Here is a 25,833-nt window from a genome sequence, read left to right on the forward strand (position 1 = left end):
GCCAGGCGCACGCCGCTCGTCCGCATCGCCGACGAGCCGGAAGACCGGCGCGCACCCGTGTCATGCCGCGCATCCGAGGTCCGACGCCGGCCGTATGCGGCATCACCGCGCCCGCGCGAGGCCTGCCGTCCGTGTACCCTGCCGTCCGATTGTCGCCCCGCGCGATTCCCGCCAGATGCGCGTCGATTCCCGCCAGATGTGTATCCCATGCCCATAACCATTGCTCGTGAATGTGACTATTTCGTCACAGAATGGTACCCCCTCCCGCACGGGGCACCATCCAATCCCCACGCCGAAAGGCTCTTTTTTCACGGGCGAGTAACAAAAGCGGCACCTCTTTGACAGGGGCTGCAGATTCTTTGACAGGGGCCTGCGGACGAACTACGCCGCCGGGATCTGCCCCGTGGCCAGGATCTGCTCCAGCGCGGCCTCATCGAGCACGGGAACGCCCAGGCTCTCCGCCTTGGTGAGCTTGGAGCCCGCCTTGGGACCCGCCACCAGATAGCTCGTCTTTTTTGACACCGAGCCGGACACCTTGGCACCGAGCAGCTTGAGCGCCGCACCCGCCTCGTCGCGCGTGCGGTTGACGAGCGTTCCCGTGAGCACGAACGTGAGGCCGGCGAGCGGCTGGGCCTCGGCGAGGTCTGCCGCCACGCCCGTCTCCTGCGCCGCCTGTGCGTGCGCCGCACCCAGGTCTTCCTCCAGCGAAAGACCCGCCTCGCGCAGGCGCTGCAGCACCTCGAGGTTCTCGGGCACCGCGAGGAACTGCCGCACGCTCGCGGCGATCTTGGGCCCGATGCCCTCGCAGCCCGCGATATCCTCCTCGGAGGCGGCGGCCAGGGCGTCGACCGTGAGGAATCGCTGCGCGATGACCTCGGCCACGGACTTGCCCACATGGCGGATGCCCAGCGCGAACAGGACGCGCGAGAGCGGCTGCTCCCTGGAACGCGTCAGCTCGTCGACGACCTTCTGCGCAATGGTCGCCCCCACCTTGATGGAATCGCCCGCGCTCACGCCCTTCTTCTTGTCATCCTTGAGGTACGTGCGGCCGGTGTCGAGCGCTGCCACCGCATCGACCGTGAGATGGTAGAAATCCGCGACGTCGTGCAACAGGCCCGCCTCGATCATCTTGTCGATGAGCTCGTCACCAACACCGTCCACATCCATACAGCCACGGCTCACCCAGTGCAGCAGGCGCTCCTTGAGCTGGGCGGGGCAATCGAGCGACACGCAACGGTACGCGACCTCGCCGTCCTCGTGCACCACCGGGCTTCCGCACGCGGGGCACGTCGCCGGCATATCCCACTCGGCGGTGCCCTCGGGACGCTTGTCCAAGACGGGTCCCACGACCTCGGGGATCACGTCTCCCGCCTTGTGCACGATAATGGTGTCGCCCGGGCGCACGTCCTTACGGCGGATCTCGTCGAGGTTGTGCAGGGTGGCGCGGGCGATGGTGGAACCGGCCACCGTCACGGGATCGAACTCCGCAACGGGCGTGAGCACGCCGGTGCGCCCCACCTGGATGCGAATGTCGCGCAGAACGGTGGTCTTTTCCTCCGGCGGGAACTTGAAGGCGATGGCCCAGCGCGGCGCGCGAGCGGTAAAGCCCAGGTCGCCCTGCTGATCGAAGCTGTCGACCTTTACCACCACGCCGTCGATGTCGTAATCCAGGTCGCCGCGGTGCGCCAGCGCGTCGGCGCAAAAGGCATGGACCTCGGCGGGAGAGGTGCAGCGGGCGACGGACCCGTTGACGGAAAACCCCGCGCGGCGCAGCCAATCGAGGAAGGCGTGCTGGGAATCCACGTGCAGCGGAGCTGTGTCGGCAATCGCGTAGATAAAGGTCGCCAAGTGGCGCGACGCCGTGACCTTGGGGTCCTTTTGGCGAAGGCTGCCCGCGGCGGCGTTGCGCGGGTTGGCGAACGGCTCGCGGCCCTCGGCGTCGGCCTCGGCGTTCAGGCGGGCAAAGCTGCCCTTGGGCATGTAGACCTCGCCGCGGACCTCGATGGGCGCGGAACGGTCGGCGCCCATGTGCGCAAGCGCGGCCTCGGAGAGGTGCATGGGCACATCCTTGATGGTGCGTACGTTGAGCGAGACGTCCTCGCCCGTGGTGCCGTCGCCGCGCGTCGCCGCGCGCACAAAGGCTCCGTTCTGGTACGTGATCGCCACGCCTAGGCCGTCGATCTTGAGCTCGCAGGTGTAGGCGACGCGCCCTGCACCCAGGGCGTCCTCCGTGCGGGCGAGCCACTCGTCCAGCTCCTCAAGATTCATGGCGTCGTCCATGGAGTACATGCGCGCCATATGCGTGACGGGCGTGAACTGCTCGGACACGTAACCACCCACGCGCTGGGTGTAGGAATCCGGCGTCACGAGCTCGGGGTGCGCCGCCTCAATTTGCTGGAGCTCGATGAGCAACTTGTCGAACGCCGCGTCCGAGATCTCGGGGGCGTCGAGCGCGTAGTAGCGGTACGCGTGGTAATCGAGCAGGTGGCGAAGCTCCGCCGCGCGCGCGGCCGCCTGGGCACGGGCGTCCGCGGTCTTAGCCGCCGCCTCGACAGGCTGGGTGCCCTTGACGCTCCCGGTCTCCTCCGCCGCCATTTCGCCAAACAAACTCCGCTGGTCCGCCACGCGCGCCTCCTCAGTCAAAAGATTCAACGGATACAGGGTACCATCACCCCTTTGCCGCCGCGCGTTTGCGCGCCCACTCCCATGCCTTAACACATGGCAGGGCTCCGCAGGGCGGCGGAGCCCCTTCCGGGCGACATGCCGAAGGCGGGTCCCAAGGACGGCCTCAGATCGCAGCCCCTCCCATCGGGCCCCTGGACAGGGCTCCCCGGTCGTGACGTTTCCGGGCCATGCCCCCTCGCTGGAAAACCGCAGGCCGCCCTCTGCGCTACCGGATTTCGGGGCGAAGAATCCCAAACGCGTATGCTTGACAAACCGATTGCGGAATGACGCTCCGCCGTCCATCCCGTCTGAGGGGCGGTTCGTCCACGGAACGGATGCGCCGCATTTACACTGATGGACTGTCGAGTGCGCGCGCCGCAGCACGCACGAACCTATAGAACGCGAGCAGAAAAGAGGGTCGTCATGAAGCAGCTGAACGAGAAGGTCGCCGTCGTCACCGGTGCCGGCCAGGGCATTGGCAAGGGCATCGCGCTGTGCCTCGCCAAGCGCGGCGTCAAGGTCATCGCCACGGGCCGTCGCCTGGAGCCCATCGAGGCCACCATCGCCGAGATCAAGGAGCTCGGCGGCGAGGGCTTTGCCATGACCTGCGACTCCGCCGACCGCGAGCGCGTGTTCGAGGTTGTCGAGAAGGCCGTCGCGACCTACGGCTCCATCGACGTCATCGTGAACAACTGCCAGGCCATCGTCCCCTCTCAGCCCGTCGAGGACACCGAGTACGACAACATGCTCAAGGCATGGGAGTCCGGTGTGATCGGCTCCCTCAACTACATGCAAGCCGCCTTCCCCTACATGAAGGAGCAGCACGAGGGTCGCATCATCAACTTCGCCTCCGCCACCGGCATGTTCGGCATCGCCGGGCAGCTCGCCTACGGCTCCAACAAGGAGGCGCTGCGCGGCCTGACCAAGATCGCCGCCAAGGAGTGGGGCCAGTACGGCATCTGCGTGAACATCGTCCTGCCCGGCGCCGAGTCCCCGGCCGCCAAGGCTTGGGCCGAGAAGTTCCCGGAGGAGTACGCCAAGCAGGTGAACCTCAACCCCATGAAGCGCTTTGGCGACCCCGAGACGGATATCGCCCCGGTCGTCGCGTTCCTCGCCGGCCCGGATTCCTGCTACTTCTCCGGCCAGAGCGTCATCGTGGACGGCGCCAACAGCATCATGCCGTAAGGCGTTCGCGACACGCGCTTCATGGCGCCGACAAGCCCGACCCGCAACGCCAGCGCGGGACCTCGCGCATTTCGTGCCGAGCCCAGCCTGCAGAGCCGGCACAGGATCACGCGCATTTCACGCCAAGCCTTTCCCTTGGAGGATATGAACGGTCACTTCGTTCATAAGCTCCACAGGAGCCAATGAACCACCATTTAGATGGAGGATATGAACGACTCAACCGTTCATATCCTCCATCTCTTTCACTCGACCCGCGAAAAACAAAGCGTGCAGGACCCGGAGCGCTACAGGGCACACGTCCTGAACGCCATCCAGACATGCGGGGGGGGCGCATGCACAAGCAAAATGCCTAAGAAAGGCGCAACGCGATAAGCGGAATATAGGTCAAGACAAGGGCGAACGCGACGAACGTCACCGTCACCAACGTCCAGTGCGGTAGAAGCCAGCGCCATGCGAACGTCTGCGGCAACTCGGCTCCAGGCGGATAGCCCTCCAAATATGCCGCAATTTCGACAACGCTCTGCAGGTCATGGTCTATCTTGATGCCGCCAACTTTGAACCAGGGAATCAGAGCGGCCAGCGATATCGCAAGGCCTATGATCCGCTCAACATCTGCGATTTGGTACGCCGCGCTGGGGTCGAGGAATTTATGTGCGATCGTCACGACAATAACGCCGATCAACTTCTCCAAAGACCAAAGGCACTCAAAGAGAATGGCAAGCTTGAAGATCTTACGCTCGCCCTCGATTTGACGCAGGCGCTCCTCAGACCGCTCGTCCAGCAATGCATCGAGGGTTATGCCGAGCACCGAAGACAGGCGCTTCAGACTCTCGGCATCTGGCAGCGTTCGACCTTTCTCCCAGTTAATCACCGTTTGTCGCGACACAAACACACGGGAGGCAAGCTCCCCTTGTGTCATGCTCGCATTCTCCCGCAAGCCGCGGATACGGGACGCAAGGGGGCCGACGCTTGTGTGAGCATCGAGCCCGGTGGCATGAATTGTGTCGCTCCCACCATCCATGAGGACTCCCTTCGAGCGCCCTTGGAAAACCATACGCAGAGTCTACCCCCACACGATGAGCCCATATTCCGTTTGACACGAACTGGCAGAGTCGAAATCCTTTAACACCATCAATCGCCTGCGAAAACACGTTACTACGCATACGCGATGGCGATCATGGCCGCGGCAAGCAGGACAACGTATAGGGTGTAAAACGCCGGAAGGTTGGCAAGGAGCACTCGATAGAAAAAGGTGCTCGGGGGCTCCTTTCCCTCTGGATAGCCCTCCGAGGCTCCATGTCGTGCGCATCGTGCCGGGCTTCACTTCTGGAGGATATGAACGGTCACTTCGTTCATAAGCTCCACAGGAGCCAATGAACCGCCATTTAGATGGAGGATATGAACGATTCAGCCGTTCATATCCTCCATTTCTTTTCCGCCAACTTAATCAACGCACCGCAATCATAGCAATGGAGGGCATGGGCAAAAACGCCCACGCCCTCCGAAAAGAAAACCTATTGGCAGTCTGTGGCAAGCTACTCGGCGGCGTCGGCCACCTCGACAGCGGCGTCCGCCTCAAGATCGGCTTCGGCCTCGGCGGCACGGGCGGCCTTGTACGCGCGCCACTCGGCGTACTTGTGGACGCCAGCGCACACGGACAAAACGAGTGCGACGGGAACTGCGACGGCGCCCACGACGAGCATCGGGGCGACGGTGTAGAACACGGATTCGAACATCACGCAAACCCCCTTACGCGAACAGGCCACCGGCGATACCGGCAACACCGGTAAAGGCCAGAGCCATGAGCGACGCGGTCACGAGCGTGATGGGCAGACCGCGCAAGGCGGCGGGCACCAGGCGCTCGTCGATGCGGTCGCGCACGAAGGCGAACAGCACCACGGCGAGGAGCACGCCCAGGCCGGCGCCGATCGAGCTGCCCAGGGCGGCATCCCACGTGAGGGTATCGGCAACGGCGGCGTTGCCGAGGGACACGGCCAGAACGGCGGCGTTGCAGGCCACGATCGGGCACACGCGCAGCAGGCGCTCACGCTCGGCGACCGATTTGCCGGCACCGAGGATCGTGGCAACGACCACGATGACGGCCCAGCTCACCAGCACGTACGCGAGCGGCGCCAGGTACGCAACGCCCCAGGGCTGCATGAGCTGCGTGTAGAGAGGCCAACCCGGGGCACCGGCAACGGCGGTGGCGACGGCAATCATGGCGCCAAAGCGGAAAGAATCCTGCGGACGGCCAGCCACCAAAACCACCGACACCATGCCGATGAGCTGCGCGAACACCAGATTGTTATCGAGAGCTGCGGTAAACAGCGCGTTGAGGAACGTCATGAGCGCTCACCTCCCTTAAGGGAATCCTCGTCGGCGGCGGCGCCCTTGGCGCACGCCTGCTCGACGGACTGGACGAACACGGCGACGAGCGCCAGCACCAAAAGCGAGCCCGTGGGTTTGCCGAAGGCGGCGATCGGCGAGGCGGCCAGCTCGCCCATGGTGAGGCCGAAGACCTGACCGGTGGTGAGCATGCCGTTGATAAAGCCGACGAAGGTAAGCGCCGCCAGCACCATGGCAGCGGCGAACATCGCGGTCATGAGCGGCGTCTTAGCCGGGGCGACCGTCAGGCCGTCGCTCGCGATCCACGCCGCCACCAGGGCATTCACCGCAACAAGCGGCAGGTAGATGCCGAGGGACTCGAACACTACGGGGTTGGCCACGCGGACGGCGAACCCGAGCAGCGTCGCTGCGGTCACACTCACCATGAGCATGACCGGAACGCGCGACCACATGCTCGTAAAGCAGCGCAAGAGCGGCGCAAGCGAGGCCATGAGCACGATCGCAGCGGCGGTGACCAGGCCGATCATCAGGCCGTTCTCAAACGAAGTCGCCACAAAAAGCCCCGGCAGGGCCCCGGCAACAACCAGGAACGTAGGCGTGTGGACCATCTTGGAAATGCGAGCGTCCTGCTCGCGCACGATATTCTCGTTCAGAGCCATTAGTTGCCTCCCATCTGGGCGTAGGCGGCAAAGGCGATGTTCAGGCAGTCGACCACGGCACGTGAGGTGAAGGTGGCGCCGGAGACGGCGTCGACGTGGGTCTGGCCCGCGCCGGCCTCGTCGACCGTGAGTTCGCCGGCGGCAGCAGTGCCGGCAAAGCCGCCGAAGTACTCCTCGGTCAGCGCGTTGGTGCCGATGCCGTCGGTCTCGTCCTCGGCCACGACCTGCAGGCCCGCCACGGTGCCGTCGGCGTTGATGCCGACCATGAGCTCGACGTCGCCGTGGTAGCCCTGAGCGGAGGTCACGTCGAAGACCCATGCGCCCGTGTCGGCCTTGTACACGGAGTTGAGACCCTCGACCGCGGGCGCGGACTGGGCCTCGAACGAGGTGGCATCGGGGAACAGCAGCTTGCGCTGGGCGCCGCCCTTTGCCTCATCGAGCGCGGCGTCGGAGGCGGCAAACGCGTCGCCGAGCCCGTAGTGGACGCCGGCGGTCACGCCCGCGCACAGCAGGGCGACGATGAGGACCGCGCATGCGGAGAAGATGGCGCCGTTGCGACGGCGGGCCATCGGGCACTTGTTAGACGAGGGCATGCTTCACACCTCCAGCGGGCTGAGGACGCGTGTAGCGGTCGATCAGCGGGGTGAACATGTTCATGAACAGGATGGAGAACGCCACGCCCTCGGGGGCGGCGGCGAACAGGCGCACGAGCGCGGTGATGACGCCGCAGCCGATGCCGAAGATGATCTTGCCCTTCGGCGTCATGGGCGTGGTGGTGTAGTCGGTGGCCATGTAGAAGGCACCAAGGGCCAGACCGCCGGAAAGCACCTGATACAGCGCGTCCCGACCGGCAATGCCGGTAATGACGGCGACGGTGGCGATGAACGGCACGGTGGCCCATGCGTCGACCACGCGCATCACGAGCAGGAACACGTAGCCGGCGAGCAGCGTGATGATGCAGGTCTCGCCGAGCGCACCGGCGTGCAGGCCGAACATCATATCCAGGTAGCTGTAGGGCTCGGCACCCGCGGCGTTCATCGCCAGCGGGGTGGCGCCAGTGATGGCGTCGAGCGGACGACCCATGATGTCGGGGTAGGCACCCAGGGCGATGGGCATGGCGAGCATGATGAACACGCGGCCGGCGACCGCCGGGTTGGCGAAGTTGCAGCCGATGCCGCCAAAGAGCATCTTGACCACCGCGACGGCGAACACGGTGCCCAGGATCGCCGGGAAGTACCCGCAGTCGGCGGGCAACGTGAAGGCGAACAGCATGGCGGTGACCACGCAGGACAGGTCGCCCGCGGTGCTCTCGCGGTGCATGAGCTTGCAGCACACGTGCTCGGTCACGAGCGCGGTGGCAACGCACACGAGCACGAGCAGCGGGGCGCCCAGGCCGTACAGGAACACAGACGCCACGAGCGTGGGCAGCAAGGACAGGCACACCATGCCCATGATCCACTGCGTGGAGCCCTTGCCGTGGAAATGAGGCGACGCCTCGTTGATGAGGTTCATGGTCTTACGCCTCCTTCTTCTCGGACGGGGCCGGAGCGGCAGGCTTGGCCGGGGCGACGGGCTTTGCCGGCGCGGTCAGGCGCGCGACCTCGCCGCGGTACACGGCCTTGCCCTCGCGGATCGCCGCGGTGATGCGGCGGTGCGCCGGGCACACGTACGCGCAGGAGCCGCACTCCATGCAGTTCATGACGGCAAACTCGTCGAGCGCGACCACATCATGGCTGCGGGAGGCGCCGTCGAGCGCAAAGGGCGACAGCGACAGCGGGCAGGCGCGCACGCAGCGGCCACAGCGGATGCAGGCGGTCTCGTCCGGCAGGACGGCGGCGTCGTGCAGGACGACGATGGCGTTGTTCGCCTTGATGATTGGGCAGTCGATGTCGGTGATGGTGCGGCCCATCATCGGTCCGCCCATGATGATCTTCTTGGGTTCCTTGACCATGCCGCCCGTGGCCTCGATGACATCGCGGACGCTCATGCCGATGGGAATGCGGTAGTTGCCCGGCTTGGCGATACAGTCGCCCGTGACCGTGACGGTCTTGCAGGTGAGCGGCATGCCGTAACGGAAATACTGTTCCACGCGGGAGATGGTGGTCACGTTGACCACCAGGCAGCCCACATCGATGGGCAGGCCGCCGGCGGGCACATCGCGGCCGGTCGTGGCCTTGATGAGGACCTTCTCGCCGCCGGCGGGGTACTTGGTGGGAATCGACATGACCTCGATGCGGTCCTCGCGACCCTTCTCCTTGACCACGCGCTGCAGCTCGAGAATCGCCTCGGGCTTGTTGTCCTCGACGCCGATGACGGCGGCGGGGATCTCCAGCGCCTCGAGGGCGCGGAACACGCCGTCGATCACGCGCTCGGAGTGCTCCATCATCTGGCGATAGTCGCTCGTAATGTAGGGCTCGCATTCCATGCCGTTGACCACGAGGAACTCGAAGCTTTTGCCTTCCGGAGCGCGCATCTTGAACCAGGTGGGGAACGACGCGCCGCCCAGGCCGACCATGCCAGAGTCGCGCACGCAGGAGATGAACTCCTCCTTGGTGCGATACTCCGGGGCCTTGAGCTCCGGGTCGCTCTCCATCTTGCCGTCGGAGACAATCTCCACCACGGGGGCGGTGGCGCCCGTGGGCAGCTGCTCGGTCGCCACCTTGGTCACGGTGCCGGAGACGCTCGCGTGAATCGGCGAGCCAAGCCCCTCAACCTGGCCGATCAGCGTACCGACATATACATGATCACCCTCGCTCACCACCGGCTTTGCCGGCGCGCCGATGTGCATGTTCAGCGGAATGAGCACTCGCTCGGGCGGCGTGATGGACGTGCAGGCAAAATCCCGCATGTCCTTGCACTGGGGCGGATGCACGCCACCCCGTGTCTTGTGCAGAGAGAACATTGGCTTCCCTTCCATATCTCCCCCAACAGTGCGTGGCCCCGCAAAAGGCGCGGCCACGGCGCATACCTAGGGAAAAATTGTAACGGGTTTCGCCCCTATATGGGGTGCCAATGAGCAGATTAATGCAGCTTGAAACGTTTTATCACGCCATTCATCGCGAGCGGCGGGGCGCTCCCGCGTGCGCACAGTGGGTAACTTCATGTGCCCAGACGGCGGGCAGCCCCGGCGCCACATGACGGGCGGCCACCAATCATCGCGCAGCAGGAAACCGCAGGATCGCGTGCGCTGGGCGGCATCGGGCATCCATGCGGCAGACGACGGGCGACGCCGAAGTGAGATGGCTTCCGGCGCCTCCAGCGGGCAGCCCCGGCGCCCAAGTGGCAAGCGGCTTCCGAAGCCGAACGGCAAACGGCCTCCGTCCCCAAGGCGGCAACATCTTTAAGCACCCGCGATACGCAAGCGGCCCCAACAACGGAGCGAGCCGTCATTGGGGCCTTTCGAGCGCCATGCACCGCGATCGAGCTATATGCCGATCCCCGTGCCGGAAAAAACGCCGTACAGGATAATCGCCGTCGCGATGACAAAGACCACGCTTTGGACCAAGGCGCTGCGGGCGGCGCGCTGGAACGTCAAGGCGGCGAGATTCGCATCGTCACGATAGCTCTTCGCGTTCCGCAAACCCACGACGATCGTGGCGGCAGACACCAGCAGGCCAAGACCGGGGAGCAAGACGAGCTCCCATTTAGAGCCCCAGCGCAGCACCTCGCCCGCGGAGCTCACCTTCATGGGCACCTGATCACCCAACTGCGGAAAGACCATGAAAACCGCGACGAGCGGGATGAACGAGAGCACCAGGGCCAACGCGGCCTTGACGCCGTTTTGCTTACCAAACGAGAACATCACATACCCCTTTTGCTACACGTTGAAGCGGAAATGCACCACGTCTCCGTCATGCATCACGTAGTCCTTGCCCTCCATGCGCAGACGGCCGGCAGCCTTGGCCCCCTGCTCGCCACCGAGCTCGATGTAATCGTCGAAGGCGATGGTCTCGGCCTTGATGAACCCGCGCTCGAAGTCGGTGTGGATCACGCCGGCTGCCTGCGGGGCCGTGGCACCCTGGCGCACGGTCCAGGCGCGAACCTCCATCTCACCCGCGGTAAAGAAGCTCTGCAACCCCAGCAGCTTGTAGGCAGCCTGGGCGAGCACCTCGAGACCGGAGCGCTCCAAGCCCAGGTCGGCAAGGAACATCTGCGCCTCCTCGGGATCGAGCTCGGAAAGCTCGGCCTCCACCTTTGCGCAAATGGGAATGGGCTTGACGCCGTCGATGGGATCGAGGTCCTCGGCGAGCATATCCTCGTCCACGTTCGCCACGTAGAGCATGGGCTTCATCGTGAGCAGGAACAGCCCCTTGGCGGCGGCGCGCTCCTCGTCGGTCATCTCGAGCGTGATGGCGCGGTTGCCCTCGTTCAACCACGCGACCAGACGCTTGGCAATCTCGAGCTTGGGCATGAGCTCCTTGTCGCGCTTGGCCTCCTTCTCGAGCTTGGGCAGTTGCTTCTCGAGCGTTTGGATGTCGGCCAAGATGAGCTCGGTCATGATGGTCTCGGCGTCGCTCGCCGGATCGACGAACGCACCGGTGTGGTTGACCTCGCGCATGACGTCCGGGTCCTTGAAGTAGCGGACCACCTGGCAGATGGCGTCGCACTCGCGGATGTTGGCGAGGAACTGATTGCCCAGGCCAGCGCCCTCGGCGGCGGCACCCTTGACCAGGCCCGCGATGTCGACGAACTCAACCGTGGCGGGCACGATGCGGCCCGGGTGCACGATGTCGGCGAGCGCCTGGAGACGGTCGTCGGGAACGTCGACGATGCCCACGTTGGGGTCGATCGTGGCGAACGGATAGTTGGCGGCGAGTCCGCCCTTTTTGGTGAGTGCAGTGAACAGCGTGGACTTGCCCACGTTGGGCAATCCGACGATTCCAATGGAAAGCGCCATGGGGTTCCTTCATGTTTCCAAGCGCACACGCGCGTTCGTATACGTAAACCTTGCCATTATAGACCGATAACGGCAAACAAAGCTCGCACCCGGCAGACCGAGGCAACGGAAACGCAGAACGGCATCGCGAGGAAGTCCCTCCTCGTCACTACAATAAAGTTGAAATAGTCCGTTGGGTGTCAAACAAAAAGCCGTCGAGACCAAACAAAAAGCCGTTGGGGGCCAAACAAAGAGTCGCGTCCGGGCCGTCGGGGGCCAAACAGGAGGTCAAGTCCATTTTTGTGTGTAAATTCGCAACCGCCGCTTTCTCCTATGCCGCGAGCCTCAGCTGGCGCTGCTCGCGCGCGATGACCTCCAGGCGCGGGACCACGCCCTGCAGCTCCTTCACGGCCGGCGAGTAGAACAGCCTGCGACCGGCCGCCCAGCGCTCGCCCTCCTCGATGAGCACGGCCCCGATCAGCCTCGCTATCGAGTCCGCGTTCGGGAACACCTTGACCACCGACGACCTCCTCTTCACCTCCCCGTTCAGCCTCTCGAGGTGGTTCGACGTCCGCACGACCCGCCGCAGCGCCTCGGGCAGCTCCATCACCGTCATCGCGTCGTCGAACCCGGCGTCGAGCCGCTCGACCGCCCTGGGCGCGGCCCCGGCGTAGTCGGCCGCGATCTCGTCGCGCCTGCGACGCGCCTCCGCCATGGTCTTCGCGTTGAACATCTCCGCGAGCTCGCCGCGCAGCCCGACCCTCAGGCGCTTCGGCGCGGCGTCGACGACGTTGCGGGCGAAGTGGGCCTGGCAGCGCTGCCAGGGCACCTCGGGGAACACGGACTGCAGCGCGGCGACGAGCCCCTCGTGCGCGTCGGTGGTCGCGAGCCGGACCCCCGACAGGCCGCGGCGGCGCAGCCCGGCGAGGAACCGCGTCCAGCTCTCGGTCGTCTCGGCGTCCGCGACCTCGAAGCCGAGCACCTCCTTGCGGCCGTCCGGCGTGAACCCGATGGCCACGAGCAGCGCCTTCGCCACGACCCTGTGGCCCTCGCGGCACTTGATGTAGGTGGCGTCCGCCATGAGGAACGGGTGGTCTCCCTCGATGGGCCGCGCGAGGAACTCCCCGACGATCGCGTCGAGGTCGCGGCACGCCTCGGAGACGCACTGCTTCGAGAAGCTCTTCCCGCAGATGGTCTCCATGACCCTGCCGACCTTGGCGGTGGAGACGCCGGAGACGACCATCTCGGCCATGGTCGTGACCAGCGCGGCCTCGCTGCGGCTGTAGTTGTCGAAGACGAGCGTCCTGAACGGCGCGTTCCGGTGCCTCGGGACCGTCAGCTCGATCGTGCCGACGCGCGTCGCCAGGGGCCTCTCCCTCGTGCCGTTGCGCACGTCGGTGCGCGCCTCGGCCCTCTCGTAGCGGGCCGCCCCGAGCTGCTCGTCGGACTCCGCGAGCAGCACCGCGTTCAGGGACTTCTGCAGCAGGGCCGCGAACGCGCCGCCGGTGTCGCCGGCGAGAAGGGAGAGGATCTCGTCCTGGTCTAGTGTAAGATTGATTCGAGCCATGCTCGTCCTCCAAGTAATCGTTGTGGTTTGGCGATTGCAAGTTTACTTGGTCGGCGGGCCTCTGGCTCGCCTTTGCTATTTACACCACTTTACGGACGCGACCCAAACAGGAACCACGTCCGGGCCGTCGGAGGCCAAACAGGGGGGCACGTCCGGCCTCTGAGCGCTAAACATGAATCCGCATTGAAAATGTGTGGGGTTTATTTTTAATCGTCGAGTACAGGCGCGCTTTTACAAAAGAAATGCCTGATAAATATTGCGGTCAAACCGCGTCTACTCGGGGACGCGCAATTAAACCCCACACATTTTATTTCTTAACCCCTCCCATGTTGGACAATCACAGTGAAAGGCCCACTTTTGAGTCGACTTTGCCCCACCTTCGGCCCGAAGGCGAGTTCAGAGTTCGAGGCCCGTTAAGGTGAATTCGAAACCCATACCAGCTCGCAAGCTCGAATCTCAAATCCTAGTCGCCGAGCTTTTCAATCTGGTCAAGCGCCTTGCCGAGCTTTTGCTTGACCTCGGCCTTTGCCTCGGCATATTCGGCCTTCGCCTCGGCGGCGAGCTTGGCCTTGCGCTCGGCCTCGGGATCGGGCACGACCAGGTCGGCACCGTCGCGCTCGACCATCTTGAGCGCACGGTCGCCGCACACCTCGGTGCACAGGCCGCAACCGATGCAGTACGTTGGCTCCACGGTGAACTTCCCATTGGCAGTCAGGTCGCAGGCGAACACCGGGCACGCCGCGACGCAATCCCCGCACATGGTGCATTTGTCATGGTCGCATTCGGGAAGCTGCACGCGCACGTTCTCGGCCAAGTCGGGATGTTGCTGCAGCGTCGAGAGCATGAGCTGGCGCCCCTGGGTGAGGACGCGACGGCGTTTTTGCGTGGTGGTGCCGCACGCGGCGTTGAGGGTCCTCTCCAGCGCGCTCACGCGGCTCGTGTGCTCGCGGATGCGCTGCGTCACGGTCGCCACGGCAGCGGTCGCCGGCGTGAGCTTGGACACCGTCAGACCCGTCTGGCGCACGATGTTGTCGACGAACTCCTTGCGCTCGTACTCGCGGCGTTTGTTGCACACAAGGTCCTTCGGGTCGACCTCGAGACCCATGCCACGACCGACCCACTCCTCGGCAGTCGCGATGGCCTCGCCGAGCATCTCCTCGCCCACGGCGTTTCGACAGGCCGTGCAGATGTCGAGCGGCAGGTACACGCTCACGTTGGGAAAATCGGTGAGGATGGAGAACCACGTCTCGCGCGTGACATCGCCCACGCAGGCAAGCACGACTTCGTTCTCGCGCGGGATGCGCTTGAGGGCACGCGTACAGGTGACGTAGGCCGTCTCGTGGGCGGTCGCCGCGCGAGCCACGGCGTCGTAAACCTTCTTGGGCTGCAGGCGCGGACTCACGAACGCCTCCGTGGGACACGATGCCACGCACAGGCCGCACTTGCGGCAGCTGTCGAGCACGTCGATGGCACCGTCCTCGATCTCGATGGCGTTAACGGGGCACACGTCGATGCACGCGCGGCAGCCGCTCTTGTCGGACTTGCAGGCCAGGCATGGAATGCAGTTCACACGCGGACGTTCTTTGTAATCCGCCGGGTTCCAATGCGGCTTGGAATCGTCCACCGTGCCGATCAGCGCGTCGGTAATGCCGCCGAACGGGTTTTTGAGCGCATCGATGCCCTTGCTGATATCGATAATGTCGTCGAACATGTCGCGCTGCTGAGCCATGCGTATCCCCTTGCGCTCGATTTACCGAAAAACACGCCCGCCATCCAGACGGGCGCGTTCACAGCACCATATTGTACTCAGCGCCGACTCACTTCGCGAGAGTTCCAAATGCGGATGCGCGCCCAAGGCGCCTGCCGTCCGCTACGCGCCAAGGCGCGTGCTCGCGAAGAAGCAGGTACCGGCGAGCGCCAGCACCACGAGGGCACCGGAGATATCGACGAGCACCCCGCCGATGCCGCGATGTGCACGCCAGACGCCAAGGCCCTCGGAGCCACGCCTCCACGTGCGCCAGAGCAGCACAGCCATACCGGCAATCCCCACGATGTTTTGCAGGAGCATCTCGGCGCACAGAAGCGCGATAAGGTTCGACACGGCATAGCCCGTGTCCCCCTGCGCGTAATGACGGTAGACGAACCGTAGCAAATACGCCACGAATGGCTGCAGACACGCGGCGATGAGCGTGATCGATGCGGCGGGGTTCTCGGCGAACGTCGCTTGCAGGCCCTCGGCCGAAAGCCCACTGCCCGCCATGGACAGCACCGCGACCGTTCCAACCAGCACAAGGCACAGCACGACCTCAACCGTCGTGAAGATGCGCTTCGTGAGCTGCTCACGGCCAGACAAGTTCTCCTCGTCGAGTGCCGGCAGCCACCAGGATCGACGGTCGCCGGGGGCATTGGCTTTGTGTGCGCCCGCCGTCTCTCCGTTGCGAGCTACTTGGCCCTGCACGCCCGCATGCCCCTCGCGCCGAGAATCGGCCTTCGTACCAGCCGCCGCAACCTGCGCCCTCGTCTTCTTCGCCACTCCCAGCACATCCTTTCGCCCGCCAACACGCAACCATGCCACCGCAAAGGTTATCACGACTATCCCAAGTGCCGCAGATCGCCCCGAAAGAGGCGGGCGCACGCCTTGCATGCGGCGCCCGACGATTGAGGGGCGAGGTGCGGTGCTTGGAGAAGCCGACTACTTGAGCTCGGGCCAGTAGTCCTTGTTGACCTCGATCAGGTCATCCAGAATCTGCTTGGCAACCTTAGCGGACGGGATGGTGGCAGAAAGCGTCAGCGCCTGCCACAGCTTTTGGTACGAACCCTCGACCCATGCCTGCACAACCAGCTTCTCAACGGAAACCTGCTGCTCGAGCATGCCCTTCTGCCACTGCGGAACCTTGCCCTGGCAGATCTTCTCGTAGCCGTTAGAGCCAACGATGCAAGGCACCTCGACCATGGCGGTCTCATCGAAGTTGGAAACGGCGCCGTCGTTGGGAACGATGAGCAGGAAGCGCTCGCCGGTGTTCTCGGCCAGGGCGCACGCCAGGTCGACGATGTAGGTGGCGTGGGCGTCCGCCTCGAAACCGGCGCCCTCGGCGGTACCGCTCTCGATCACCTTGCGGCAAGCACCGAAGACCCTCTTCTCGCGGCCGTCCATGACCTCGTTGGCGCGGGTGTAATTCGGGTTAGAGGTCTCGACGACGTAATCGGGGTAGGTGTAGTACTTGAGGTAGGTGTTGGGGATGGTCTCGGGGTCAATCGCGTAAACGTCCTTGGCCTTGCCGAAGGTATGGATCCAGGACTCGTCGATATGCTGCTCCTGTCCCTCCTCATGGCTGATGCCGTCGAGATAGCCGTTCTTGGCCATGTGCTTCTTGATCTGGGGCATGAGGTCGTTGCCCTGCTTATCGAAGATCTTGGTGAACCAGCCGTAGTGGTTCAGGCCGTAGTAGCTGTACTGCAAGTCGCGGTGATCCTTAAGCCCGCACATGACGGCCATCTTGTCCATGAGGTCGATGGGCATGTCGCAGATGTTGATGATCTTGGAGTCGGGGCGCAGTACGCGACAGGCTTCGGCTACGATGGCGGCAGGGTTGGAGTAGTTGAGCATCCAAGCGTCCGGGGAATACTTCTCCATGTAGTCGAGAATCTCGATGACGCCGCCGATGGAACGCATGCCGTAGGCGATACCGCCGGCACCGCAGGTCTCCTGGCCCACGCAGCCGTACTTCAGCGGGATCTTCTCGTCCAGCTCGCGCATAGCGTACTTGCCGACGCGGATATGGGCGAGGACGAAGTCGATGCCGGTGAAGGCCTCCTCGGGGTCGGTGGTGTAGGAGAAATCGAGCTCGGGAGCGTTTTCCTTAAAGTAGATTTCGCAGGCCTTGGCTACGATCTCCTGGCGCTCCGCGTCGTTGTCATAGAAGACGACCTTGTCTACGGGGAAGCGATCATGCTCTTTGAGCAGCATGAGGGCGATGCCCGGGGTGAACGTGGAGCCACCGCCGGCGATGGTTACTGCGTAGCTTGACTTAGCCATGGTTGATCCCTCCTGGATCCGGCCGCTGTTTTCATGTGGAGGCGCCGCCGCGGCCATATGCGGCGCCCATGTAGTACCAAATGCGGTCTGCTCGGTTTTGGTGCGGGAGGGGCAGGGTCCCGAAGACGAAGGCGGCGCGGAGGTGTGCGGTGTTATCGTCGCCGCGCCGCCCCATCTGCTAGAGAAGCGCTTCGAAGCGCTCGCGGACCTTGGGCACCTTGAGGCCGATGATGACCTGCATGCCCTTGCCGTTCTTGGCGATGCCGCTCGTGCCGATGCTCTTGAAGTCGCGGTCGTCGACCACGAGGGTCTCGTCCTTCACGTTGACGCGCAGGCGGGTCACGCAGTTGGTCACGTCCACGATGTTGTCGGCGCCGCCGAGCAGTTCGAGGACGGCTTCGGCCATGGCTGCGTAGGGATCGGAATCGTCGACGTCGATGGAGGCTCCTTCGGCGAGCTCGCCGGTTTTGGCTGCACGGTATTCGGCCTTGCTGTGGAACTTGACCTCCTCGGCATCGTCCTCGCGGCCAGGGGTCTTGAAGTCGAATTTCACGATGAGGAAGCGGAAGACCACGAACCAGATGACGGTGAATACCAGGCCAACGGCCAAGCCCATGGCGTACTGCTGCCAGTGGTTGGCCATCAGCGGGATGAAGTTCAGGGAGCTAATCTCGATGAGGCCGCCGGCAAACACGCCTACGCAGCCAACCAGGTTCATGGCCATGGCGAGCAGGGAGGCGAGCAAGCAGTGGACGATGAACAGCGGCGGCGCGATGAACAGGAACGTGAACTCGATGGGCTCGGTCACGCCGCAGAAGATCGCGGTGAGGGTAATGGGGATGAGCAGGGAGAGCAGCTCCTTCTTCTTCTCGGGCTTGGCGGTGGCGTAGAAGGCAAGCGCGATGCCCGGGCAACCGAAGATCTTCGACCAGCTGGAACAGGTGAAGGCGGCGTAAGGAGCGAGCTCCTTGAGCGAATCGGTGGATGCGGCGATCTGGGGCAGTGCGGTGGCGAAGGCGCTGTAGATGCCGCCGTCGACCACGGCATTGTCATAATAGAACGGGCTGTACATGAGGTGATGCAGACCGAACGGAATGAGCGCGCGCTCGAGGAAGGCGAACACGCCCACACCCAAGGTGCCGGTGGTCGCCACGAAACCCTGGAAGGCGCGGATGCCGTCCTGGACATGGGGCCAGACGAGACAGGCAAGGAAGGCAACCGGGAGCATCACGAAGAACGTGATGATGTAGACGAAGGTGGAACCGGCAAAGACGCCCAGCCATTCGGGCAGTTCGACCTCATAGAACTTGTTGTGGATGGCGATCACGATGCCGGAGACGGCAAGAGCGCCGATCATTCCCATGTCGAGTGTCTTGATCGAGGCGATCATAGCAAGTCCGGACGTTCCACCCACCTCGGCCGCGAAGTCCACGCCAAAGAAGCCACCCCACTGCGAGAGCAGCGTGCTCACGAAGTACTGGAAGGTGAGATAGCCCACGAGGGCCTCCATGCAGCAACGGGCGTTTTGCTTGTTGGCGAGGCCAATGGGAAGCGACACGGCGAACAGCAACGGCAGCTGGTTGAAAACGGTCCAACCACCCTGAAGGATGACATTCCAGACGCCGTACCACATGGTGCCGGGTGCGGCGAGAGGCCCAAAGATGACCTCGGTCGTGAAGAGCGTGCCGAATCCGATCACGACGCCCGCAAACGCAAACAGCATGACCGGGGTGAACATCGCACCTCCGAACTTTTGAATCTTCTGCATCATGGCAGGAAGTTCCTTTCCCCTCTCGTGCGTCCCGTCCTTTGCGGGGCGCTACGTGCCACCTGCGCGAACATCCCTTGGCGCCTTTACGGGATTACTTGTTCGTACAAGTTGTGTGGCATCATAATTGCTTACTTGTTCGTACAAGTCAATTATTGAGAAGGGGCCTTCCCTGAACGGTCGGTTTTTACCGGTGAACGTGTTTCTATGCTGATGGTCGACGGCATGCGCGATCGTACACCAGCGCGCCCTGTTGCAGTATCATGTTCGTACAAGATCAAACAAGGTAAGCTCGCACGGACGTGGGGTCATCATGCCTAAATCGGTCTACCAAGACATCTATCAAGATCTTAAAGGCCGCATCGAATGCGGCGATATTGCGTATGGCGCGTTTTTGCCCTCCGAAAACGAGCTTACGGGCAGGTACAGCTGCTCGCGCAGCTCGGTACGGCGGGCGCTCGCCGAGCTCGCGTCCGACGGCTATGTGCAGTCGCAGCAAGGTAAGGGCGTGCGCGTTATCCGCGACCCCACGCTCGACGTAAGCCGCGGCTACGACGGGCTTGAAACCTTCAACGAGATGGCAGCGCGCCTCAATTTCACGCCGGTCACGCGATGCCTGGTACTTGAGGACCTCACGGCAGACGAAGGCCTCGCCCGTCTGACGGGCTTTCCTGCAGGAAGCGAGCTCACGCACGTGCTGCGCGTCCGCATCGCCGACGGCAAGGCTCTCTCGACCGACGAAAGCTACTACCTCTCGTCGGTGGTTGAGGGGCTCACGCCCCCGATCGTAGAGGGCGGCATCTATCGTTTTTTAGAGGGGGAGCGCGGAATCAAAATCGCCACAAGCCGCCGCATCATCACCGTTGAGGGCATAACCGAGCAGGACGAGCGCTGCATCGATCTTGATGGGTTCAACGCCGTCTCGGTTATGCGCAGCCACACATTTGACCTTGAGGGCGTCATGGTCGAATACACCGAGACGCGTCAACGGCCCGAGACTTTCTCCCAGTACTCCACCACCACTCGCACGCGATAAGCTGCCGCGTTGGCCCGTCGACCCGTCCGCGAGTCAACCGCACCCCTTCCCACGTGCAACGCCTCCGCATTCCCTACGGAAAACGGGGGCGAGCATGGCTGCAACTGTGGCCAAAGCCACGTGTCATTGCATGCGCTCAAGCACGGTAACCGTATAGTTGTTCCGCTCGTACGGACGATAGAACGTCCTTCCCTCAACCACCTCAAATGCACCGGTCGCCACGAGGTCATCTGCAAGCGACGTGACCTCGTATACGTCGTTTTCCTCCGCATTGTCTTCATCAAGCACCACAATAAATCGCCCGGAGGCACTCAAGACCTCCTCGACATGTGCCGCAAACGACATAACGGGCGCGTACACGCGGTACGCGCGGCCGATACCCGTATCGGGGGCAATGAACGTCTGCGGCACATCGTCGCACATCACCGCATACGTTCCTGCACACAAAATATTACTTGAAATAACGGTGGGCTCACCATCGTTATCGTAGGTGTGCGCCACCGCCTCGAGATAGTCAATCGGCTCATTGTTGAGCTGGGAATACCCGGCGGCCACAAAAACCGCCTGGCCATATAGCCCCACAGCGATGAGCGCCGCACAGCCGCAGGCGATTGCACGCACACCCAAAAGCTTTGCCGCAACGATAGAGATGACCAGCAGCAACGGCGGCAACGCAACGTAAAAGTAGCGAGCAACAGCTATAGGGGATGCCAGAAGCACCGAAGCAGCCAAGGCGAACGCCACCGTACCTGCATACACTGCAACGCCCCACCAAACGTCGACGGCCCAATCATCCGAGCGCTGCACGCGACAATGGGACCCGCGTGCCAGCGGCCTCAATGAAATCATGCAAAACCTGATAAACAGAAAGGCAAGTAGAAGCAGAAGCGCGGCAGCAAGCGCAAGGAACACCAGCGCAACCATTTGGAGCATGCCACCGCTCAGACCACGAGCCTCATCGAGCATCTGGGTCGAAACGAGCGGATATACCATCATTTGAGCAAGGCGGGCGGGCGTGAGCTTAATCCAATAAGACGTTGATACCACGGAGAGCTGGTCCAACAGTTTAAGTAACCACGGGGCGTACAAGGCAAGCTGGCATACGGTCGATACAACAAATGCGCCCATGTTGGATTGAGCATTTTCCGACTTTGCCGCAACGCCGCGCAGCAGATGAATCATGAGCAGCAAGTTAATAATGAATGCGGCAATGGCACCAAAATAATGCAAATATGCCGAGGCGAGGCTCGCTAGGGCAAAAAGAACCCAAAGGCGCGTCGGGCGTCGGGCGCCTGCATCGGAAAGCTTTTTGATATGCAGCGCGCACAGGAAACACGCCCCGATCGAAAAAGCAGCCCAAGAATACATGCGAAGCTGCACGGACATTGACGAGGCGTGCGGCAACATAACGGACATCACGGCAAACAGCAGACCGGCAATATCGCCGTAATCCCGTCGAACGACCGTTGCGCCCAGCACGGCGAACAAGAACGTTGGAAGCAGCGTAACCACGCGATAGACGATTAAATTCGTTCCAAAAATTACGTTCACCAGATGGAGCATCCAGTAGTACAGCACAGGGTGAACGTCCAAAGCAGCAATGTCCCAAATCTCCGCAAACGAGTGGGTCGCCATAGCAACTGAGAAGCTCTCGTCAAACCACAATTCGTTAGTAAAGGCTCCCGTAAGCAGAAATGCGGCGCTCAATACAAGCAGTACAGGCCAAATGATGGAGGGGGGTGGAACAAGGCCGGGGCTCTTCGTGCGCACCATTTCACATCCAATCGCTCGATAAACACCTCGAGCTATTGTATACCTGCGTACAGGATTGAACATGACGAGGGGCGCCCGATATGTGTCGACCATGCAAGACAATAGTGGCTGTTTTGTCTTTTCTCGCAATACGCAACGGTCGTGCGCCCTCACTAACGCCGACCACCAGGGCGTTGTGCAATTCGGGGACGGGTGCAATATTACACATCCGCGCCGTGGCAGCCCAGGCAAAATCCCAATGTGTAATTTTGCACCCGTCCCCGAATTGCACATCGGGCAAAAAGGGCGCCCACCCTCCGCGGTTGGAGGACGAGCGCCCCGTCATGACTGGAGTTGTTCGCGTGACGCTACGTCACTAGTTCGTCATTGGCGCCGGGGGCGACCGGAGCGCTTGTGGCTCCGCGCTCCCGCCAGCGTGATTAGGGTTCCGGCGCCGGCAACGCCCGCAACGAGCAGCATCGAAGCATCGCCGGTTTGGGGCAGACCGCCCTCGGGCTTAGGCGCAGGCTTGGGGCCGGCCGGCTTCTCCTGAGCAGGGGGCTCGGGGGTAACCGGGGGCTCAGGCTCAGGAGTGACCGGCGGCTCGGAGTCGCCCGTCCCCTCGCCCACCGTCACGATCGTGAAGGAGTGCGGGGCGAGCTCCAGCTCGTGCGTGGCGCCCGTGGCCCGTTCGGTGCGCTCCTCAACCGTCACGTTGTTGGGGTTGGCCAGGTCGTTCTCCTGATAGAAGTTGTCGCCCGACAGCGTCTGGACCTTGAGGGTCTTCCCCGTGAGGTCCATGTCCTTCACGGCGAGCGTGACCTTCTGCGACAGCGCGGCGTCGGCACCGGCCGTCTCGACGTCGTTCAGACCCAGGTTGACGATGGCGATATACAGGGTGCCGTTCTCGTCGATCGAGGCCATCACGGAATGCTGCGTCACGCCGTTGGACAGCGTAGCCTCGTTGGACAGCGTCGTTCCCACCATCTTGGAGCCAAAGCTGCCGTTGAGCATCTGGAAGATATGGGCGCTCGGCGTGGCAAAGAACTTAAACTCGCCGGTGCCATCTTTCTGATTGTTCAGGTCGCCCTGGGCAACCGCCTGAATCACGGCCTGCTGGGTGGGGCCGAGCGAGTCGGCACCGCTGGAATAGTAGTCGACCAGGCAGTGCTTTTGGATGTAGGGGCTCCCCTGCTCGGCGTACTCCATGATGGCGCGGGCGATGTAGAGCGCATGCGTCTGCGAACGCACCATGGGGTTGGTTGAGCGGAAGATGCCGTACTCGGAGATGACCGGAACCTTGGTGTCGTCGCCCGTCACCTGGCGCATGTGATCGACATGGCCCTGAACGCTGTTGGCCACACCGTCGCCCAGACGCATGACGTCGAGGTACCACTGGGTCTTGTTCTCGACGGTCGGGGCATCGTTGTTGTAGGCGGGGTTGCCGACCTTGTTGGTGTAGGGGTGCACGGCCATGCCGTCGTAGAGGTGGTCGGCGCCCTTCGCGTGCATCTTGTCGACGAAGTCGTTTGCCTCCCAAGAGGTGTAGATGTTGATCTCGGCGTCCCCATCGATCTGCTTCATGGTGTCGCGCATCTTCTGGGAGATGTCTATGAATCCGTCGCGCGCGACTTGGTAGTCGACCTTGACCTGCCTGCCCTGCTCGGGAATCGCGCCATGCTCGCCGTCGCCGAAGGTGAAGAAGCCGGTGGTCATGTCAAGCTGGTAGACCTTGTCGGTTGGGCCGGCGTCCTTGATGTTGTCAACGGCGGTCCACAGCTCGTCGCCCACGTAAACCTTGACGGAATCCTTCACCACCGAATCGCGGGCGCGGCCGTTCTCATCGGTGCGCGGGATAAGCGCGTAACGGCAGGCGAATTCCTGGTTTTTCTCGCCCGTGGAATAGGACTTGGCGACGTTCCAGTCGCCGCGCACGACGGCGTACTGCTTGTTGAAGGTCGCGGTGCCGCCGTCGACGTAACCCTCGAGGGCGCCGCCGTTCACGCTGGGCATCCAGTACTGCTGCGACGAGGTGCCGTCGTCGCCACCCTGGTTGTTCTCGTTGCCGATCTCAAAGTAGCGAATGCCAAAGGGCTCGGGATGGCCGAGCTCGGCGCGCTTGTCCGCCCAGGCAATGCCGCCGTTGGGGTTGGTGCCCTGACGGGCGTTGAGGAACTCGACCATATCGGCGGCGTCAAGCGCGTCGCCGCGGCCGATGCCGTACACCATGATGATCTCGGAGTTCATCTGCTCGGCAAATTCGGCAACCTCAAGCAGGCCAAACGCGGGGATAAAGCCGGCCTGGCCCTGGTTGTTATAGAAGCCGTGAATCTGCGGGGTGCGCTCAATCTCCGGAGTTGCGGGGTTCAGGTCGCCGATGGACTCGGTCCACACGTAGTTGTTGGAGATCGTGCCGCCCGGGTAGCGCAGGGAGCCGAAGCCCGCCTGCTTGTAGAGCGCTGCGAAGTCGTCCTTGACGGTGCCGTCCGGATTCACAGTGCCGTACCCGTAGTTGGAATAGCGGTGGTTGATGCCAAAGAGCGAGTCGTCGATATCGCGGCCGACCGCTGTCGGGTCGACGGAGATGATGGCGCCCAGCGCGCGAACGGCGGCGACTGCCGCGGCGAGCTCGCTCTTGGCCTCCTTCATGGCCTCGACGTCCTTGCCCTCCAGAGCGGAGCGCGCCTTGTCGATGGCGGCCTTGAGCGCTTGGTGCTCGGCGGTGTCCTTGACAGATGCCGCGTCGTAGAGCTTCTGGGCAGCTTCGACGTCGCGGGCGAGCTCGTCGGCCACGGTGATATCGCCGTAGGAGAAGTAGAGCTGCTGGACTTCCTGCTCAGTCAGGGCGCGGTCGAAGATGCACAGCTCGTCGATCTTGCCCTGGAAGCGGGACATGTCGGAGGCGTTCTTGTGCTCGCCAATGAGGAGGTCCATCATGCCGGCGGGCAGATTCTCCGACCAAGAACCCGACCCCATCTTTTTGCCGTTCACGTACAGCGCCACGTTGCGAGGGTCACCCGTCTTGGTGATGACGAGGTGTTCCCAGCTGCCGCGCTTGGGATCGGAGCCCAGATTGATGTCGTTGCCGCCCACATACGAGACGAACTCGCCGCTATCGCGCTGGTACAGCAATGTGCGGCCCGCATCCGCAAACTGCAGGATGGCCGTCTTAGCACCCGGGGCCTCATCGGTTGACTTCACCCACAAGGAGATGCTGTACACCTTCTGCGAGTCGACCGCCTGGGCGACCTTGACGTCGAAATCCTTGGTCTTGTCGGCGAGAACAAGTGAATCGCCAAGTGCCTCGAGGTCGCTCTTCTCAACCGTCGCCCCCTCGCCGGCAACCGTCAGCTTGAGCGAATCATTTTTACCTTCGTTGAGGTAACTGCCGTCCTCACCCATCTTCTCAAACGACCAGTAGCCCTGCGCGGTCTGCGGCGTGACCGTCTGCTCGGCGACCGCCGAGGGGACGGTCATCACGCATGTCGCCGCAATTGCAGCGCCGGCGAGCGCGCATGTGACGACATGGCGCGGGCGCCTCAGCACATTGCGAAATAACGGACGCCCCGATATTTCGAAGCCCAGCGTTCTTTCCATCTGTCTCCTATCAACCTTGCTGCAAGTGCAGCCCGACATATCCGAGCAAATGTAACAAACACTTTCGAACAATTGCTGTTCATTTCGACCAGTGGCTTATATTTCCACAGTAACGGTAGGTTGAATGGGTTTTTTCAGTATGTATTCGATGTGATTTAACAACAAACGCCAGATGTTCGATATTGGCAACAAGCTTGTATTCGCACATCTTCGAACATTTTGACCCTCCTCTACTCCACTCGAGCAGGGGCGTCATCGCCGTCGGTGGCAAACGATGTGCAATTCGGGGACGGGTGCAAAATTACACATCCGTGCCGTAGCAGCCCAAGCAAAATCCCAATGTGTAA

At 62.9% G+C, this 25,833-nt stretch carries 19 protein-coding genes; 2 read left to right on the top strand and 17 right to left on the bottom strand.

The annotated features are described in order from the left end of the window. Positions 1-381: 381 nt before the first annotated feature. Positions 382-2,595, bottom strand: a complete 2,214-nt coding sequence (gene ligA / locus LK434_RS06275) for an NAD-dependent DNA ligase LigA (RefSeq protein WP_040360644.1) — start codon at positions 2,593-2,595, stop codon at positions 382-384. Between the two features lie 492 nt (positions 2,596-3,087). On the opposite strand from ligA, the gene LK434_RS06280 reads away from it, so the two are divergent. Beyond that, positions 3,088-3,849, top strand: coding sequence for an SDR family NAD(P)-dependent oxidoreductase (locus tag LK434_RS06280; RefSeq protein ID WP_006720039.1), 762 nt, complete (start codon positions 3,088-3,090; stop codon positions 3,847-3,849). A gap of 349 nt (positions 3,850-4,198) precedes the next feature. Here LK434_RS06280 and LK434_RS06285 read toward each other — a convergent pair whose 3' ends face one another. From LK434_RS06285 to LK434_RS06350, 14 genes are all read right to left on the bottom strand, one after another. Then, positions 4,199-4,870, bottom strand: a complete 672-nt coding sequence (locus tag LK434_RS06285) for a helix-turn-helix domain-containing protein (RefSeq protein WP_227917674.1) — start codon at positions 4,868-4,870, stop codon at positions 4,199-4,201. Between the two features lie 514 nt (positions 4,871-5,384). Then, a complete protein-coding gene (locus tag LK434_RS06290) occupies positions 5,385-5,585 on the bottom strand; it encodes a hypothetical protein (protein ID WP_006720036.1) in 201 nt (66 codons plus the stop codon). Between the two features lie 13 nt (positions 5,586-5,598). Further along, complete coding sequence (locus LK434_RS06295; protein ID WP_006720035.1) at positions 5,599-6,195, bottom strand: Rnf-Nqr domain containing protein; 597 nt, start codon at positions 6,193-6,195, stop codon at positions 5,599-5,601. Beyond that, positions 6,192-6,854 carry an Rnf-Nqr domain containing protein gene (locus LK434_RS06300; protein WP_006720034.1) on the bottom strand — a complete coding sequence of 221 codons (663 nt, stop codon included), beginning with the start codon at positions 6,852-6,854 and terminating at the stop codon, positions 6,192-6,194. Before LK434_RS06300 ends, LK434_RS06295 begins: the two co-directional genes overlap by 4 nt. Beyond that, entirely contained in the window at positions 6,854-7,447 is a 594-nt protein-coding gene (locus LK434_RS06305; protein WP_227917675.1) for an FMN-binding protein, read from the bottom strand. The genes LK434_RS06300 and LK434_RS06305 overlap by 1 nt, the downstream gene beginning before the upstream one ends. Continuing rightward, positions 7,434-8,366 carry an RnfABCDGE type electron transport complex subunit D gene (locus LK434_RS06310; RefSeq protein WP_006720032.1) on the bottom strand — a complete coding sequence of 311 codons (933 nt, stop codon included), beginning with the start codon at positions 8,364-8,366 and terminating at the stop codon, positions 7,434-7,436. The genes LK434_RS06305 and LK434_RS06310 overlap by 14 nt, the downstream gene beginning before the upstream one ends. 4 nt (positions 8,367-8,370) lie before the next feature. Continuing rightward, positions 8,371-9,756: an electron transport complex subunit RsxC gene (gene rsxC / locus LK434_RS06315; RefSeq protein ID WP_227917676.1), complete on the bottom strand. Its 1,386-nt coding sequence runs from the start codon at positions 9,754-9,756 to the stop codon at positions 8,371-8,373. A gap of 522 nt (positions 9,757-10,278) precedes the next feature. Continuing rightward, entirely contained in the window at positions 10,279-10,656 is a 378-nt protein-coding gene (locus LK434_RS06320; protein WP_006720028.1) for a DUF1648 domain-containing protein, read from the bottom strand. Positions 10,657-10,671: 15 nt separating this feature from the next. Next, positions 10,672-11,751: a redox-regulated ATPase YchF gene (ychF, locus tag LK434_RS06325; RefSeq protein WP_006720027.1), complete on the bottom strand. Its 1,080-nt coding sequence runs from the start codon at positions 11,749-11,751 to the stop codon at positions 10,672-10,674. A 310-nt stretch (positions 11,752-12,061) separates the two neighbouring features. Continuing rightward, positions 12,062-13,297, bottom strand: coding sequence for an IS256 family transposase (locus tag LK434_RS06330; RefSeq protein ID WP_006722195.1), 1,236 nt, complete (start codon positions 13,295-13,297; stop codon positions 12,062-12,064). Between the two features lie 463 nt (positions 13,298-13,760). Next, positions 13,761-15,026: a 4Fe-4S binding protein gene (locus LK434_RS06335; RefSeq protein WP_006720026.1), complete on the bottom strand. Its 1,266-nt coding sequence runs from the start codon at positions 15,024-15,026 to the stop codon at positions 13,761-13,763. Between the two features lie 141 nt (positions 15,027-15,167). After that, on the bottom strand, positions 15,168-15,830 hold the full coding sequence (locus LK434_RS06340) for a hypothetical protein (RefSeq protein WP_040360499.1): 663 nt from the start codon (positions 15,828-15,830) through the stop codon (positions 15,168-15,170). Between the two features lie 159 nt (positions 15,831-15,989). Then, entirely contained in the window at positions 15,990-17,333 is a 1,344-nt protein-coding gene (locus LK434_RS06345) for a 6-phospho-alpha-glucosidase (RefSeq protein ID WP_040360498.1), read from the bottom strand. Between the two features lie 178 nt (positions 17,334-17,511). Further along, positions 17,512-19,104 carry an alpha-glucoside-specific PTS transporter subunit IIBC gene (locus tag LK434_RS06350; protein WP_006720022.1) on the bottom strand — a complete coding sequence of 531 codons (1,593 nt, stop codon included), beginning with the start codon at positions 19,102-19,104 and terminating at the stop codon, positions 17,512-17,514. Between the two features lie 310 nt (positions 19,105-19,414). Between LK434_RS06350 and LK434_RS06355 the strand changes: the two genes are divergently transcribed. After that, positions 19,415-20,137, top strand: coding sequence for a UTRA domain-containing protein (locus LK434_RS06355; RefSeq protein WP_006720020.1), 723 nt, complete (start codon positions 19,415-19,417; stop codon positions 20,135-20,137). A 123-nt stretch (positions 20,138-20,260) separates the two neighbouring features. Here LK434_RS06355 and LK434_RS06360 read toward each other — a convergent pair whose 3' ends face one another. Together LK434_RS06360 and LK434_RS06365 are read right to left on the bottom strand one after the other, a co-directional pair. Beyond that, positions 20,261-21,910 (bottom strand): hypothetical protein, encoded by a 1,650-nt coding sequence (locus LK434_RS06360; protein ID WP_006720019.1) that lies wholly within the window; start codon positions 21,908-21,910, stop codon positions 20,261-20,263. Positions 21,911-22,273: 363 nt separating this feature from the next. Continuing rightward, on the bottom strand, positions 22,274-25,486 hold the full coding sequence (locus tag LK434_RS06365; protein WP_227917677.1) for a LamG-like jellyroll fold domain-containing protein: 3,213 nt from the start codon (positions 25,484-25,486) through the stop codon (positions 22,274-22,276). Between the last annotated feature and the right edge of the window lie 347 nt (positions 25,487-25,833).

The sequence above is a fragment of the Collinsella stercoris DSM 13279 genome (assembly GCF_020735465.1).
Taxonomy (GTDB): domain Bacteria; phylum Actinomycetota; class Coriobacteriia; order Coriobacteriales; family Coriobacteriaceae; genus Collinsella; species Collinsella stercoris.

Coding starts and splice junctions, on each gene's coding strand:
- ligA (WP_040360644.1), bottom strand. CDS start 2,595: ATGGCGGCGGAGGAGACCGGGAGCGTCAAGGGCACCCAGCCTGTCGAG.
- LK434_RS06280 (WP_006720039.1), top strand. CDS start 3,088: ATGAAGCAGCTGAACGAGAAGGTCGCCGTCGTCACCGGTGCCGGCCAG.
- LK434_RS06285 (WP_227917674.1), bottom strand. CDS start 4,870: ATGGATGGTGGGAGCGACACAATTCATGCCACCGGGCTCGATGCTCAC.
- LK434_RS06290 (WP_006720036.1), bottom strand. CDS start 5,585: ATGTTCGAATCCGTGTTCTACACCGTCGCCCCGATGCTCGTCGTGGGC.
- LK434_RS06295 (WP_006720035.1), bottom strand. CDS start 6,195: ATGACGTTCCTCAACGCGCTGTTTACCGCAGCTCTCGATAACAATCTG.
- LK434_RS06300 (WP_006720034.1), bottom strand. CDS start 6,854: ATGGCTCTGAACGAGAATATCGTGCGCGAGCAGGACGCTCGCATTTCC.
- LK434_RS06305 (WP_227917675.1), bottom strand. CDS start 7,447: ATGCCCTCGTCTAACAAGTGCCCGATGGCCCGCCGTCGCAACGGCGCC.
- LK434_RS06310 (WP_006720032.1), bottom strand. CDS start 8,366: ATGAACCTCATCAACGAGGCGTCGCCTCATTTCCACGGCAAGGGCTCC.
- rsxC (WP_227917676.1), bottom strand. CDS start 9,756: ATGTTCTCTCTGCACAAGACACGGGGTGGCGTGCATCCGCCCCAGTGC.
- LK434_RS06320 (WP_006720028.1), bottom strand. CDS start 10,656: ATGTTCTCGTTTGGTAAGCAAAACGGCGTCAAGGCCGCGTTGGCCCTG.
- ychF (WP_006720027.1), bottom strand. CDS start 11,751: ATGGCGCTTTCCATTGGAATCGTCGGATTGCCCAACGTGGGCAAGTCC.
- LK434_RS06330 (WP_006722195.1), bottom strand. CDS start 13,297: ATGGCTCGAATCAATCTTACACTAGACCAGGACGAGATCCTCTCCCTT.
- LK434_RS06335 (WP_006720026.1), bottom strand. CDS start 15,026: ATGGCTCAGCAGCGCGACATGTTCGACGACATTATCGATATCAGCAAG.
- LK434_RS06345 (WP_040360498.1), bottom strand. CDS start 17,333: ATGGCTAAGTCAAGCTACGCAGTAACCATCGCCGGCGGTGGCTCCACG.
- LK434_RS06350 (WP_006720022.1), bottom strand. CDS start 19,104: ATGATGCAGAAGATTCAAAAGTTCGGAGGTGCGATGTTCACCCCGGTC.
- LK434_RS06355 (WP_006720020.1), top strand. CDS start 19,415: ATGCCTAAATCGGTCTACCAAGACATCTATCAAGATCTTAAAGGCCGC.
- LK434_RS06360 (WP_006720019.1), bottom strand. CDS start 21,910: ATGGTGCGCACGAAGAGCCCCGGCCTTGTTCCACCCCCCTCCATCATT.
- LK434_RS06365 (WP_227917677.1), bottom strand. CDS start 25,486: ATGGAAAGAACGCTGGGCTTCGAAATATCGGGGCGTCCGTTATTTCGC.